The sequence below is a fragment of the Marinobacter sp. THAF197a genome, from assembly GCF_009363275.1.
GTDB lineage: Bacteria > Pseudomonadota > Gammaproteobacteria > Pseudomonadales > Oleiphilaceae > Marinobacter.
In genome coordinates this window covers 3,004,258-3,018,043 of sequence record NZ_CP045324.1, presented here as the reverse complement: position 1 = coordinate 3,018,043, position 13,786 = coordinate 3,004,258, and the positions used below count along the sequence as shown (strand labels likewise).

Here is a 13,786-nt window from a genome sequence, read left to right as displayed (position 1 = left end):
TGGGCTCCTCAGCGCATGATCTTGAGAATCCGGAACTCAAGTTCCTTGAGATCCTTGCGCAACTGCTCCTCGTCCTGCAGGAACATGGCGTGAATATAGAGCACTCGCCGATCATCGGAGACGTCCAGGCTCAGGGTGCCGGGGGTCAGCGAGATAAAACTGCTCAGGAACATGATTTCCGCGTCGGTGTGTGCTTCCATCTCAAAGGCAATAACGCCGGGCTTCATGTACCAGACGGGGGTGGCTACGTCGTACGCCACCCGGAAGTTGGCCTTGACCAGCTCCTTAATGAAAAACAGGGAAAAGGAAATCAGTCTTGGCAGGCGCCGGGAATAACCCTTCAGCGCGGGAACATGCTTCTGTAGTACCATCAGCGCCAGGTAACCGAAGGCCAGGCCCGCAAACAGGTTCCATGCAGTAAATGATCCGCTCAGGGCTACCCAGGCCAGTGCCAGGCAAACGTTCCAGAAAAATCCGATCATGGCTGATCACCTCCCAACACCGCTTCGATGTAGAGCTGCGGGTTCATCAGCTGTTCGGCAGACATCTCTGCCAGCTCATAGATGGGCTGGCCATACAGGCCGATAATCAGGGTACAGATGGCCAGGCCAACCATGGGCAGGTAGTAGGCCCAGGCATGCTTTTCGTTCAGCTTGCCCTTGAGCTCTTCGGTATTCCTGACGTGGTCTGGTACCTTCTTCCAGAACACCTCCGCCCAGATCTTGATCATTGAGTAGAGCGTCAACAGGCCAACCAGCAGGGCCACAAAGGTGACCAGGTAGGCTTCTGCCTCCAGTGCGGCGCGAATCACCACAAACTTGGCAAAGAAACCTGACAGCGGTGGAATGCCCGCCAGAGATAGGGCCGGGATCAGGAACAGCACCGCTAGCAGCGGGCGGTACTTGTAAACGCCGCCCAGGTCTTTCAGTTCATAGCTGCCCAGCAGGCGATAGGTAAAGCCGCTGACCAGGAACAGGTTCGTCTTCACAATGATGTGGTGCATGATGTAGAACACACCGCCGATGATGGCCAGTGGTGTGAACAGCGCCAGGCCCAGCATCATGTAGCCAATCTGACTGACGATGTGGAACGACAGGATTCGCCGGAATTCGAACTGCGCTGCCGCGCCCAGAACACCCGTCAGCATGGTCAGGGTGGCCGCCCAGAGCAGGATGTTGTGGGTGTAATCGACGTCCTGGGTGAAAACCAGAGTGAACATCCGGAACAGGGCATATACGCCCACCTTGGTGAGCAGGCCGGCAAACAGCGCTGAAACCGCAACCTGGGGGGTGTGGTAGGACGCAGGTAGCCAGAAGAACAGCGGGAACGCTGCTGCCTTAACACCAAACGACACCATAAACATCATGGCGACCACGGTCAGCATGCCGGTGTCTTCCACCTGGCTGATTTTCTGGGCGATATCCGCCATGTTCAGGGTGCCGACCATGCCGTATAGCAGGCCCACCGCAGACAGGAAAATCGCAGACGAGAACAGGTTGAGGGTGACGTACTTGATGGCGCCTTCCATTTGCGCCCGCTCACCGCCAAGGGTCAGCAGGGCGAAGGAGGCCAGCAGCATGACCTCAAACCAGACAAACAGGTTGAAGATGTCGCCGGTCAGGAAGGAGCCTGCCACGCCGGCCAGCAACAGGTGCATCAGCGGGTAGTAGCCGAATTTTTCATGGCCCCGGGGCGTGGACGCCAGCGAGTAGATAGCGATAGCCAGGCCGATAATTCCGGTCAGTACGATCATGATGGCGGCCAGAACATCGGCCACAAACACAATACTGAACGGTGCCGGCCAACTGCCCATTTCCATGGTCACAAAGCCCTGGTCGGTGGTGGACATCAGTAGCCAGATGCCACTCCACAGCAACAGAATATTGGCCAGCACACCCAGAATGCGCTGATAGCGAATCGACCGCCACAGTGCCAGCGACAGGGCACCAGCCGTCAGGGGAATAAATACAGGAAGAATGATTTCCGGGCTCAAGTGTCCGTATCCTTCATCTGGTCCAGGTCATCGGTTCCAACCACTTCATAAGCACGGCGGATAAGAACCACGGCGAAGGCCAATACGCCAAAGGCAATCACGATTGCGGTGAGGATTAATGCCTGGGGCAGCGGGTCGGCAATCATGCCGGCCGGGGCGCTGGCGCCTTCAGCAATCAGTGGCGGCGCGCCACGGGTCATGCCGGACACAACAAAGATCAGCAGGTTGGCGGCATTACTGAGTATCATCAAACCGATAACCAGTTTGACGATAGAACGCCTGAGCATCATGTAAAAGGCCGCAGTGAACATGATGCCCACCACATACGCCATCAGGCTCTCCATAGAGATCCTCCGGAGTTCTTCTTTTGGGAAAAGATCATTCTTCGGACTCCATCAGGCCAACCACAAAGGTCATGATGGTGCCAAGAACGGCAAGATAGACGCCGATATCAAAAATCAGCGGCGTGGACAGCTTCAGGTAGGCATCGCCTGGCAACGGTACTTCCCACCAGTGGGCTGTCAGCATGGGTTGGCCAGAGAAAAACGCAGGCAGGGTGGATACCAACCCCATCAGCAGGCCTGCTGCCAGCAGATCCCGGGGGCCAACCCGTAAAATCCGGCGAGTGGCCTCGGCACCAAAGGCAAAGGCATAGAGCACAAACGCGCCGGAGGCTACCAGTCCGCCGATGAACCCGCCGCCGGGCTCATCGTGGCCCCGGAATAGCAGGAAAATCGAGAACATCAGTTGCAGCGGCATGATCAGCAAGGCCGCGGTATGCAGAATCATGGTGTTGGATTTCATGGCTTGTGCTGATCCTCCGCTTTCAGTTTCAGCATGGAGAACACGCCCAGGGCAGCCAGTGCCAGCACGAAGATCTCACCCAAGGTGTCCAGTGCCCGGAAGTCCACCAGAATCACGTTCACAATATTCCGGCCATAGGCCAGGGGGGCACTGTTCTCAACGTAATAGGAGGAGATGGATTCGAAGTACTGAATGTCCAGCACCGCCAGAATCATCAGGGTGATAACAACGCCACCGAAGATTGCCACCGCCAGATCCCGATAACGCTGGAAAGGTGTAGACAGGTTGACGAACTCCGGAAGCTTGAACAGAACCAGAACCAGCAGGATCACCGTCAGGGTTTCCACCAGCAGCTGGGTGATGCCCAGGTCCGGTGCGCTGAACAGGATGAACGTGAGTGCTACACCAAAGCCAAGTACCCCCATAGACGCTACCGAGCCCAGGCGGGAATGGGTGCCGCTGGCAAACGCCGCAGACGCAACCAGCAAGAGCGCAATGCCCCATTCATAAAAGTGGCTGTCGGCCAGGTTAAGCGTGAAATGCACGCCATACTGGTCCAGCATGGTGTAGCCGGCCAGACCGAAGGTAACGGCAACCATCACCAGCATGTAGATGCCCAGTACACCGTTCTGCAGCATCCGGGTCTGCCAGCTTGCCACTACGGTAATCCATTCCATGAACTTGAAGTAGCCCGCCTCCGGGCCGACACGACCGCCTGCGTAGTTGATGGCATACAGCGTTGGCTGAATACGCGGCCAGGCCTTGAACAGCAGCAGGCCAACGACCAGGCTGGCTGCGGAGAGCATCAGCGGTGCGTTAATGCCATGCCAGAGGGCCAGGTAGAAATCCACCGGGCTGCCATATACCGAGGCAACCGCAGCGGTCAGCAGGGCATTCTCCGGAATGAAGGGCAGCAGGCCGAAAACCAGTGCGATAATGGTCAGTACCGCTGGACCGATGAGCATGCCAAACGGTGCCTCGTGAGGCGTTTTCGGCGTATCTCCCTTGGCGCCAAAGAACGGCTTGATCGCAACCAGGCCCGCTACGCCAACGATCAGCATGGCAGCGGCAACAGTCACGAAGAGCAGCACACCACTCCAGACCGGCGCATCAATCAGCGCTTCGAGCATCAACTCTTTGGCAATAAAACCGAACAGTGGTGGCAGGCCTGCGAGGGACAGGGCTGCGAAGGCGGCAATGGTCGCTGTCGCGGGCATGGATTTGCGCAAGCCACCCATTAATGTGATGTCCTTGGTGCCGGTTTCATGATCCAGGGCACCGGCGAGCATGAACAGCGCACCTTTGTACAGGGAATGGGCTACCAGGAAACAGATAAAGGCCGTCATGGCCAGTTCTGTGCCAACACCGATCAGCATGGTCAGGGTGCCAAGTGCCATCACGGTTGAATAGGCCAGAATCTTTTTAATGCCAGTGCTGCCAAAGGCCAGCCAGGCGCCGGTAAACATGGTGGCAGCGCCGAAGCCCATCAGCATCAGGCTCCATAGCTCACCCTCACCCAGGGAGGGATTCAGGCGTGCCATCAAATAAACGCCGGCCTTGACCATGGTGGCGGAGTGCAGGAAAGCGGAGACCGGAGTCGGCGCTGCCATGGCATTTGGCAGCCAGAAATGGAAGGGCACCTGCGCCGATTTGGTAAAGGTGCCCGCGAGTATGCACAGCACGGCACCCGTGTAGAAAACATGCTGATGCAGCGGCTCACTGGATGCCAGGATTTCCGCGAGGGAATAGCTGCCAGTCATTATGGCCAGCATGATCAGCCCGGCCATCAGCGCCAGGCCGCCGGCCACGGTCACAAACAGACCCTGCAATGCACACTTTCGGGCATCCAGATCTTCGTGGTTGAAGCCGATCAGCATGTAAGAGGTGATGCTGGTCAGCTCCCAGAACACAAACAGGGTAATCAGGTTATCCGAGAGTACCAGTCCGAGCATCGATGCCATGAACGACAGCATGATCACGTAAAAGCGCGCCAGATACTTGTGGCCGGCCAGGTAAGAACCTGCATAGATCAGGATAAACGTGCCAATGCCGCTGATCAGTAAGGCGAATGTCAGCGAAAGGCCATCAACAAGGAAATTCAGGGAGATATCGAGGCCTGGCAGCCACTGATACTCCAGCAACACCGGCCCATCCTGAACCTGTGAAAGAAAGGTGCTGAAGTAAACCGCAAGGCTTGCTGGCAAAAGTGCCAGCATCCACCCAATGTATTTGCCCGCAACCCGGTGTAGGAAAGGGGCGGCAATTGCCAGCAAAAAGCCGGATAACACAGCTAACAGCATGTGCGTCAAAGCTCCATTTGGGCACCTCGGCGATATGCCGACACCGGGGTGCAGGATATTCATTGATAGGGAATATCTATGGTTTAGCCCTTTATAGATGCCAGAAAGACTATCTGACAGATTGATCAAAGGCAAGGTAAACCGTGCTCCGCAACCGGTGCCGTCTGACGGTAAATAAAGCAGAAGGTTCCCGCTGGGTAATACCTTGGTCGTAGAGGGTGTGCTAATCTCAGTCAGCGTTCATTCATCACACTCCGGCGACCTGTATCATGACTGCGAATTACCCTAACTTGCTGAAACCGCTCGACCTTGGCTTCACCGAGCTGAAGAATCGTGTGCTCATGGGTTCCATGCACACCGGGTTGGAAGACCGTTTCTGGAATATTCACAAGTTTGCCCGGTATTTTGCTGAACGCGCCGAGGGTGGCGTTGGACTGATGGTAACGGGAGGCTTTTCGCCCAACCTGGTTGGCCAGCTGGCGCCTTTGTCGTCAACCATGAATAACCGTGCAACAGCCTTGTTGCATCGTCATGTGACCGGAGCAGTGCACGAGGCAGGCGGGAAGATCTGTCTGCAGTTACTGCACGCTGGCCGGTATGGTTATCAGCCGCTGATTGTGTCTGCCTCGGCAACCAAGGCGCCGATCAGCCCGTTCAAGGCCAGGGCCCTGTCGACAAAAGGTGTTGAGCGGCAGATCAACGATTTCGTCAACGCCGCCAAGCTGGCCAAATTCGCCGGCTATGACGGCGTTGAAGTGATGGGCTCCGAAGGCTACTTCATCAACCAGTTCCTGTGCGAACGTACCAACAAGCGAACTGACAAGTGGGGCGGGCCCTACGAGAATCGCATGCGCCTGCCGGTGGAGATCGTGAGCCGCATGCGTGAGGCCGTAGGGCCGGAGTTCATCATCATCTACCGGTTGTCCATGCTGGACCTGGTGGAGGGCGGCCAGACCTGGGACCAGATCGTGACGCTGGGCAAAGCCATCGAGCAGGCCGGTGCCACCATCATCAACACCGGCATTGGCTGGCACGAGGCCCGGGTTCCCACCATCGTGACTTCGGTGCCCCGCGGTGGCTTTGCCGATGTTACGGCCAAGTTCTACGGCGAGGTGGACATCCCGGTGTGCACCACCAACCGCATCAACACGCCCGAGAAAGGCGAAGAGATCCTTGCTGCCGGCAAGGCAGACATGGTGTCCATGGCTCGCCCATTACTGGCCGACAGCGAGTTCGTGCGTAAGGCAGAGCAGGGGCGTAGCGATGAAATCAACACCTGTATCGCCTGCAACCAGGCCTGCCTGGACCATGTGTTCCAGGCCAAGCGCGCTTCATGCCTCGTTAACCCCCGGGCCTGTTACGAAACCGAACTGGTGCTTACCGTTGCTCCGGTGGTGCGGCGGGTGGCCGTGGTCGGTGCCGGGCCGGCGGGCCTGGCAGCGGCAACCACCGCCGCCAAGCGCGGCCACAAGGTGACCCTGTTCGAAGCCGACGACAAGATCGGTGGCCAGTTCAACTACGCCAAGCGCATACCGGGCAAGGAAGAGTTTTACGAGACCCTGCGTTACTTCCAGCGCCAGATCCAGTTGTTGGAGATTGATCTTAAACTTGAAACCCGGGTGGAGGCTTCAGACCTTGTTGAGCAGGGCTTTGACGATGTCATCGTTGCCACCGGCGTAAAACCCCGGACACCAAAGATTGACGGCATCGACCATCCGAAAGTGCTGGGTTATCTCGACGTGCTTCGCCATAACAAACCGGTGGGCAAGACCGTTGCAGTGATCGGAGCTGGCGGCATCGGCTTTGATGTCAGCGAGTTCCTGACTCACGACTTTGGCAAACAGCCCGAGGGCGAACAGGTGAGTGTGGCCGACTGGCAGGCCGAGTGGGGTGTGAACCCTGCGTTTGAGGGCCCCGGCGGCCTGGCGGAGCGGGAGGCAACCGCGTCTCCCCGCAAGATTTACCTGATGCAACGCAAAACCGGAAAAGTAGGCGCCGGCCTGGGCAAAACCTCAGGTTGGGTGCACCGCAGCAGCCTGAAGCACCGGGACGTGGAGATGCTCAGAGGATGCCGTTACGACCGCATTGATGACCAGGGGCTGCACATCACCCTGACAGACAAGGATGGCAAATCCGGAGAGAGCAAAGTGTTGCCGGTGGATAACGTGATCATCTGCGCGGGCCAGGAGTCCTATCGGGAGCTGTTTGATCAGCTTACGCAGGGGGGAGTCAAAGCGCACCTGATCGGCGGGGCTGATCTGGCGGAAGAACTGGATGCCAAGCGCGCCATCCGGCAGGGTACCGAAGTGGCTGCCTCTATTTAGCCAGGCTGACAGGAAACGTCAGCAGGTGACCATATATGGCATTCGGTAGTCGTCTGGAGTAAAGAGGGCTACCGAATGGATTTCAGGGCGTTGGAGATGGCCTCTGCCTCGGCTTGCAGTACCTGGCAGCGAAGGCTGTTACCCTGCTGCAGGGCGTGCTCTACCTGCTTGCGCTTCATGTCGTAGAGACGGCTGAGAATATCGGCCTGGCTTTGCTTCAGTGACGTGTTCATGTGAACGACCTCCCCGCAGGGGTTGGCTATGTCAGAATTATTTACGTAAAACGGCAAAAAACCGCCTACTCACTTATTCTGATGCATAACCCGGGCCAGCCGAATACTACCAAAGACGCAATCCAACCCGGAATGCTCCGACTAACGGCTGAATTTTGCCCGATAGGCCCCCGGAGCAAGCCCTGTATGCTTGCGAAATAGCCGGCTGAACGAACTGACATCCTCATACCCCACGGCCCGGGTAATCGCCTCAAGCCCGAGACGTGAAGACTCCAACTGTCGACGAGCCTCCTCCACCCTGAGCAGTTGCAGATAGATTGAGGGAGCATCCCCCGTCGCCTGCTGAAAGCGCCGTAACAGCGACCGCTCCGACATTCCCTCGGCATCGGCCAGAGCCGCCAAAGACACCGGCTCCCGGAAATGCGCCTCCAGCCAATCCTGTACCCGAAGCACTGCCAAATCAGAATGATACCGCTTGGCCTGCAACACACTGTAAGGCGCCTGGCTGGTACGCCCGGCATCAATCACAAACGCCTTCGCCAACTCCCGAGCCACCTGCGCTCCCGCCAGACGTTCCACCAGATACACCCCCAAATCCCACCAGGCCATACCGCCCCCGGCACAGGCGACAGGCCCGTCCACCGTCACCAGCTTCTCCGGGTGCAACTTCACCTCCGGAAACCGCCGCCGGAACTGATCCCCGAACCCCCAATGGGTCGTCGCCTCCCGACCATCCAGCAAGCCCGCGGCCGCCAACAAAAACGCCCCGGTACAATTACTCGCCACCCGAACCTGACCTTCCGGCACCGCCCGAAACTGCGTTAGCCATTTAACCAGTGCCTGATTGCCGGCTAGAATTTCATCAATTGGTGCACCGATAGTCGGAATGATCAGCAAATCATCAAGTCCAAGCCCGTCCACCTCCTGCCAGGACCCATCTGCAAGCAACGTCACCCCATTAATACACCGACAGGGCTCCCCGCTCTCCGTCAGCAACCGGGTGTTAAAGAGCGCGTGGGGTTGCTCTCCGTGAATCCGCGCCCAGGTAACCCCGGCAAGGCGGAACAAGTCGATGATCCCGGTGATGGCACTGGCGAGAGCCCCGTTGAAGCCGATGATAGTGACGGTTTTCAAGGAAACTGTTCCTCTATGGAGGGTGGAAGCATGATTCGGAATGGCATGACGGCAGCCTCCCAATCAGGCCATTGGTGTGGGAGATCCCTTCCGGGAGTGTGCGCAGCAGGGAAGCTGCGCTCAAGCCCCCACGGACGGGTCCACGGCGTCTCCCGGAAGGGATCTCCCGCGACAGTGGCCGTCTTGCCAACTCCCTCTGGCGTCGATCACCGGTCAGAGTGGCGGATTCAACCAAGAATAAGTCAGAAATGACAATTCCAACAACCGCAGAGACTGTGAGACGCTAGGGACAATAAACAGGAGACCAAGAATGACCGACACCCTGATCGACCGCCGCGACCTGGCATTCCAGCTCTACGAAGTGATGAACACCGAAGCCCTCACCGAACGTGAGCGTTTCAGCGAACACAGCAAAGACACCTTCGACGCCGTCATCGAAACCGCCGACAAAATGGCGAAAGAAAAATTCGCCAACCACAACAGCGCCGCCGACAAAGACGAGCCCAGATTCGTCAACGGCCAGGTGGAAATGCTCCCCGAGGTCAAACAGGCCTTTGACGCCTACGCCGAAGCCGGCTTCCTCGCCGGCCGTTATGACTACGACCTTGGTGGCATGCAACTGCCGGAATCGGTCATGGCCGCCTGCAACGGCTTCTTCACCGCCGCCAACCCGGGCACCGCAGGCTACCCGTTCCTGACCACCGCTGCTGCCAACCTCATCCGCGTGTTCGGCAACGACGAGCAGAAGGAAAAGTTCCTGCCCAACATGCTCAGCGGCCGCTACAGCGGCACCATGGCCCTGACCGAGCCCCACGCCGGCTCCAGCCTGGCGGACATCCGCACCTCCGCCACACCCACCGACGATGGCCACTACCTGATCAAAGGCGCCAAGATCTACATCTCCGGCGGTGAACAGAGCATCACCGAAAACATCGTTCACATGGTGCTGGCGAAAATCAAAGGCGCCCCGGCCGGTGTGAAAGGCATCTCCCTGTTCATCGTCCCGAAATTCCATGTGGACGAGAACGGCAACCCGGGTGAACGCAATGGCGTCAGCCTGGCCGGCCTGATCCACAAGCTCGGCTATCGCGGCACCACATCCACCGCCCTGAGCTTCGGCGACGACGCCCCCTGCCACGGCTACCTGGTGGGCGAACCCCATCAGGGCCTGAAATACATGTTCCAGATGATGAACGAAGCCCGCATTGGCGTCGGCTTCGGTGCTGCTGTGATCGGCTACCGGGGTTACATGCACAGCCTGGAATACGCCAAAGATCGCCTACAGGGCCGCAAAGCCAGCGAAAAGAATCCCGAAAGCCCGCAGGTGCCCATCATCGACCACGCCGACGTGCGCCGCATGCTGCTGGCCCAGAAAGCCTACAGCGAAGGCGGCCTGGCGCTGTGCCTGTATGGTGCCCGCCTGATGGACGACCAGCACACCCACCCGGATGAGCAGAAACGAATGGAAGCCGGCAAATTGCTGGACCTGCTCACCCCGGTGATCAAAGCCTGGCCTTCTGAATACGGCCCCAAAGCCAACGACCTGGCGATTCAGGTCTACGGCGGCGCCGGCTACACCCGCGAATACCCGGTGGAACAATGCTGGCGCGACAACCGCCTGAACCCGATACACGAAGGCACCAACGGCATCCAGGCCCTGGACCTGCTGGGCCGCAAGATCTGGCAGGACCAGAGCCATGGCCTGCAGTTGCTGATGCAGGAAATGCAGGTGGATCTGCAGGCGGCCACCACCGACCGTTGCCAGCAGTGGGCATTGTCCCTCAGTGAAACCCTGCAGCAGGCGGTGAAAGTCACCCAAAGCCTGGGTAAATCCCTGATGGGCGGCGAAGTCGATAAAACCCTGGCCAACGCCAGCTGCTACCTGCACCTGTTCGGCCACATCATCGTCGCCTGGATGTGGTTGCGGCAGGCCAATGCGGCTGCCAACGCTCTGGCGTCTGCCAACAGCGACAGCGAACGCAATTTCTACCAGGGCAAACTCCAGGCCGCCCAGTACTTCTTCCACTGGGAGCTGCCCACCGTGGCCCAGGATCTGGTGTTGCTGCGCAATCAGGATGATACGTGTCTGAATATGAAGGCCGACTGGTTCTAGTTCTGGAGTCTTGGTCCTGTTCGTAGCCTGCCTGTTTTGGTGGTAAGCACGTTCGGCCGGTGGGCCTTTCCGGGACACGCCCACGAGTACGTCCCTGTAGGCTCGTTTCGGGCCGTCCATGGCCCTCAACGGTCCCGGAAAGGCCCACCGGCCGAACGCGCCCGAGCACTGGTGCATTTCGCAGGCTCTGCAGACGTAGGAATTAAGTCATCAAAAACTGACCGAAAGCAGCACTTAATATTTAAGCATTACTGCCAAGTTTGAGGCACGAGCGACGGGTAGAGCTTTCCGGGACTGTCTGCAGCAGGGATGCTGCAGTCAAGCGTACAGGGACGTATTCACAGCGTGTCCCGGAAAGCTCTACCCGTTGATCGTGCGAGCACCCAAACAAACAGGCTAGGCGCCCAAAGCAGAGGAAAACGCCAATGTCACTCGTAAACATAGAAAAACAAGGCCACATCCTGAAAATAGGCCTGAACCGCCCGGAAAAAATGAACGCCATGAACCGGGCCATGTACCACGAAATCGCCGCGGCCTATTACCAGCTCCAGAATGACCCGGAACTCCGCGTCGCTGTCATGTACGCCGAAGGTGACCACTTCACCAGCGGCCTGCAACTGGACGACTGGGCCGGCGTGTTCGCCAACGGCAAAGGCATCGAACCCGGCGAAGGCGAACTCGACCCGTTCCACATCACCGGAGAAGGCCTCACCAAACCTGTGGTCTTCGCCGCCCAAGGCATCTGCTTCACCTGTGGCGTGGAAATGATGCTCAATACTGACATCCGCGTGGCCGCCAAAGGCACCCGCTTCGCCCAGCTGGAAGTCAAACGCGGCATCTTCGCCTGCGGCGGCGCCACCATCCGCCTGCAGCGCGAAATCGGTTGGGGCAATGCCCAGCGTTATCTGCTCACCGGCGACGAATGGACGGCCGAACAAGCTTACCAGTGGGGCCTGATCCAGGAACTGGTTGAACCCGGGGAACAGTTCAACAAAGCGATGGAAATCGCTGAAAAGATCGCCAAAGCGGCTCCGTTAGGCGTTCAGGGAAGCCTGAAGTCGTCCAAAATTGCCGTGTCCGAAGGCCAGGAAGCGGCCAAGGAGCGCCTGTTCCCGGAACTGCGCCCGGTCATGGCCAGTGAAGATGTCAAGGAAGGAATCCAGTCATTCCTGGAAAGAAGGGAAGCGGTGTTCAAAGGTAAATAGCTGGATTGGCCCGTCATTCAAAATCTCGTCCGTAGCGAACCGTCGGATCAGCGACTATCTCACGGAAGCGAAAGCGGCGGGTTGGGGCCACCCTTCCGGGAGTGTGCGCAGCAGGGATGCTGTGCTCAAGCCCCCATGGATGGGTTCACGGCGTCTCCCGGAAGGGTGGCCCCAACCCGAAGCCGGCACCCAACCCGAAGGCTAGGGCCGAAACATAACTCCCGGCCTCAGGCTGCCTCAGGCTCCGAAGAAGAACCAGAAGCCCCCCGAGCCGCAGCCTCCGCCGCCACTTTCGCAGCGTAATCCGCATACTTGGCCATCAACTCCTCCTTACGATCCGGGTCCCAGTTGATCTTCGACAGATCCCCCTCGTAGTGGTCAATCACCCGCTTATCCATGGTCTCATACCACCACTGGGGCAGGTAAGCCGGCAACAACATTGATGCATAGCCACCCGGCAACTGCGGCGCCTTCTCAAAATGCCTCAGCGCCTGATAACTCCGGGTCGGGTGCGCGTGATGGTCTGAATGCCGCTGCAACTGATACAGGAACAGGTTAGTCACCACATGGTTACTGTTCCAGCTGTGCTCCGGCTGAGTGCGCTGGTACTTGCCGTTCTCGTCTTTCTGGCGCAGCAGGCCATAGTGTTCAATGTAATTCACGCTCTCCAACAGGCTCGCACCGTACACCGCCTGAGCCGCCAGGAAGGGCACCGCCCTCGGGCCACAGATCAGCGTAGTCGCACCAAAGAACCCGGCACTCATGGCCCAGCCCTGCAGCAACTCATTGTCCAGGCTCCAGAAGCTTTTGCCCTTCCGCTCAAGCCGCGCCTTCTCGATCTTGACGGCTGACTTCATGCCGCCAAACACTGTGCGCGGCAGGAATTTCCAGAAACTCTCGCCCATCCGGCTGCTGGCCGGGTCTTCCGGGGTGGCCACTCGCTTGTGGTGCCCGAAATTGTGCTCTACCACGAAATGGGTGTAGCCGGTGGGCGCCAGTGCCGCCATGGCCATCAGTTTATTCAGCTTGTTGGACTTGTGGCCCAGTTCGTGGGCGGTATTGATGCCTACACCGTTAATGGCACCCACGGTCAGGGTCAGGCCGATCTTGTCTTCAAGGGGCGTTTTCTTGCGACTGGCCAGCCAGGCGCCCATAAAGGTCATGGCGTATTGGGTGGGAATAAACGCCTTCACAATGCGGTCGTAGTACTTGTCCTGCTCCAGGGACTTCACTGCTGTTTCGGGCGGGTTGCTCTTGTCCTCACCAATGGCGCGGTCCAGTGCGGGAATGATGCCATGCACCAGGGCCGGACCAGTCCAGGCCAGGGCCTTGAGTTTTTTCGGGGCCAGGGCATAGCCAGTTAACGCTGCCAGGCCAATGCCGGGAAGCGCGGGCCCGAGCAGCCACATGTATCGTTTCGGGTCCTTCCAGGTGGTTTCGACTGGTTGGGAATCCGGGGCACCTTTCACTTTGGCGTTCATGTCTGACTCTCCGTGGGTGTTCTTGGGTTATTGTTTTATCAATTTATGTCGGACAATCTTGCAATTCAACAGTCGTTTGTGGTCGATGGAGACCTTGGCCCCGAATGACAATGCTTGAGGGGTCAACACCGGGCGGAGCCTCGGATGGCTCAGGTGGTCTTTCATTGGAAGTGGCAAGACTTGCGCTTCTGGTCCAGAC

At 58.4% G+C, this 13,786-nt stretch carries 11 protein-coding genes; 3 read left to right on the top strand and 8 right to left on the bottom strand.

The genetic code is table 11. The features are described from left to right. Positions 1–8: 8 nt before the first annotated feature. From FIV08_RS13945 to FIV08_RS13925, 5 genes are read right to left on the bottom strand one after another with little or no spacing between them, the layout of a single operon-like run. Positions 9–482 (bottom strand): Na+/H+ antiporter subunit E, encoded by a 474-nt coding sequence (locus FIV08_RS13945; RefSeq protein ID WP_152438760.1) that lies wholly within the window; start codon positions 480–482, stop codon positions 9–11. Next, positions 479–1,993 (bottom strand): Na+/H+ antiporter subunit D, encoded by a 1,515-nt coding sequence (locus tag FIV08_RS13940; protein ID WP_152438759.1) that lies wholly within the window; start codon positions 1,991–1,993, stop codon positions 479–481. The genes FIV08_RS13945 and FIV08_RS13940 overlap by 4 nt, the downstream gene beginning before the upstream one ends. After that, positions 1,990–2,337 (bottom strand): Na+/H+ antiporter subunit C, encoded by a 348-nt coding sequence (locus tag FIV08_RS13935; protein WP_058092148.1) that lies wholly within the window; start codon positions 2,335–2,337, stop codon positions 1,990–1,992. Before FIV08_RS13935 ends, FIV08_RS13940 begins: the two co-directional genes overlap by 4 nt. 34 nt (positions 2,338–2,371) lie before the next feature. Next, positions 2,372–2,797: a Na+/H+ antiporter subunit B gene (locus FIV08_RS13930; protein ID WP_152438758.1), complete on the bottom strand. Its 426-nt coding sequence runs from the start codon at positions 2,795–2,797 to the stop codon at positions 2,372–2,374. Continuing rightward, positions 2,794–5,097 (bottom strand): putative monovalent cation/H+ antiporter subunit A, encoded by a 2,304-nt coding sequence (locus FIV08_RS13925; protein WP_152438757.1) that lies wholly within the window; start codon positions 5,095–5,097, stop codon positions 2,794–2,796. Before FIV08_RS13925 ends, FIV08_RS13930 begins: the two co-directional genes overlap by 4 nt. Positions 5,098–5,366: 269 nt before the next feature. Between FIV08_RS13925 and FIV08_RS13920 the strand changes: the two genes are divergently transcribed. Continuing rightward, positions 5,367–7,421 (top strand): NADPH-dependent 2,4-dienoyl-CoA reductase, encoded by a 2,055-nt coding sequence (locus FIV08_RS13920; protein WP_152438756.1) that lies wholly within the window; start codon positions 5,367–5,369, stop codon positions 7,419–7,421. Between the two features lie 68 nt (positions 7,422–7,489). Here FIV08_RS13920 and FIV08_RS19740 read toward each other — a convergent pair whose 3' ends face one another. Continuing rightward, on the bottom strand, positions 7,490–7,654 hold the full coding sequence (locus tag FIV08_RS19740) for a hypothetical protein (RefSeq protein WP_167392899.1): 165 nt from the start codon (positions 7,652–7,654) through the stop codon (positions 7,490–7,492). A gap of 141 nt (positions 7,655–7,795) precedes the next feature. Further along, on the bottom strand, positions 7,796–8,788 hold the full coding sequence (locus FIV08_RS13915) for a GlxA family transcriptional regulator (protein WP_152438755.1): 993 nt from the start codon (positions 8,786–8,788) through the stop codon (positions 7,796–7,798). 310 nt (positions 8,789–9,098) lie between these two features. Here FIV08_RS13915 and FIV08_RS13910 point away from each other — a divergent pair, with 310 nt between their 5' ends. After that, the gene (locus tag FIV08_RS13910; protein WP_152438754.1) at positions 9,099–10,901 is read left to right on the top strand and encodes an acyl-CoA dehydrogenase; all 1,803 of its coding nucleotides are present in this window, start codon (positions 9,099–9,101) and stop codon (positions 10,899–10,901) included. Positions 10,902–11,326: 425 nt separating this feature from the next. Further along, positions 11,327–12,106, top strand: a complete 780-nt coding sequence (locus tag FIV08_RS13905; protein WP_152438753.1) for a crotonase/enoyl-CoA hydratase family protein — start codon at positions 11,327–11,329, stop codon at positions 12,104–12,106. 227 nt (positions 12,107–12,333) lie between these two features. Here FIV08_RS13905 and FIV08_RS13900 read toward each other — a convergent pair whose 3' ends face one another. Next, positions 12,334–13,587 (bottom strand): alkane 1-monooxygenase, encoded by a 1,254-nt coding sequence (locus FIV08_RS13900; RefSeq protein ID WP_152438752.1) that lies wholly within the window; start codon positions 13,585–13,587, stop codon positions 12,334–12,336. Positions 13,588–13,786: the final 199 nt, after the last annotated feature.

Excerpts from the sequence above, each read along its gene's own strand:
- FIV08_RS13900 (WP_152438752.1), bottom strand. The coding sequence starts at position 13,587 with ATGAACGCCAAAGTGAAAGGTGCCCCGGATTCCCAACCAGTCGAAACC.
- FIV08_RS13920 (WP_152438756.1), top strand. The coding sequence starts at position 5,367 with ATGACTGCGAATTACCCTAACTTGCTGAAACCGCTCGACCTTGGCTTC.
- FIV08_RS13910 (WP_152438754.1), top strand. The coding sequence starts at position 9,099 with ATGACCGACACCCTGATCGACCGCCGCGACCTGGCATTCCAGCTCTAC.
- FIV08_RS13930 (WP_152438758.1), bottom strand. The coding sequence starts at position 2,797 with ATGAAATCCAACACCATGATTCTGCATACCGCGGCCTTGCTGATCATG.
- FIV08_RS19740 (WP_167392899.1), bottom strand. The coding sequence starts at position 7,654 with ATGAACACGTCACTGAAGCAAAGCCAGGCCGATATTCTCAGCCGTCTC.
- FIV08_RS13905 (WP_152438753.1), top strand. The coding sequence starts at position 11,327 with ATGTCACTCGTAAACATAGAAAAACAAGGCCACATCCTGAAAATAGGC.
- FIV08_RS13935 (WP_058092148.1), bottom strand. The coding sequence starts at position 2,337 with ATGGAGAGCCTGATGGCGTATGTGGTGGGCATCATGTTCACTGCGGCC.
- FIV08_RS13945 (WP_152438760.1), bottom strand. The coding sequence starts at position 482 with ATGATCGGATTTTTCTGGAACGTTTGCCTGGCACTGGCCTGGGTAGCC.
- FIV08_RS13925 (WP_152438757.1), bottom strand. The coding sequence starts at position 5,097 with ATGCTGTTAGCTGTGTTATCCGGCTTTTTGCTGGCAATTGCCGCCCCT.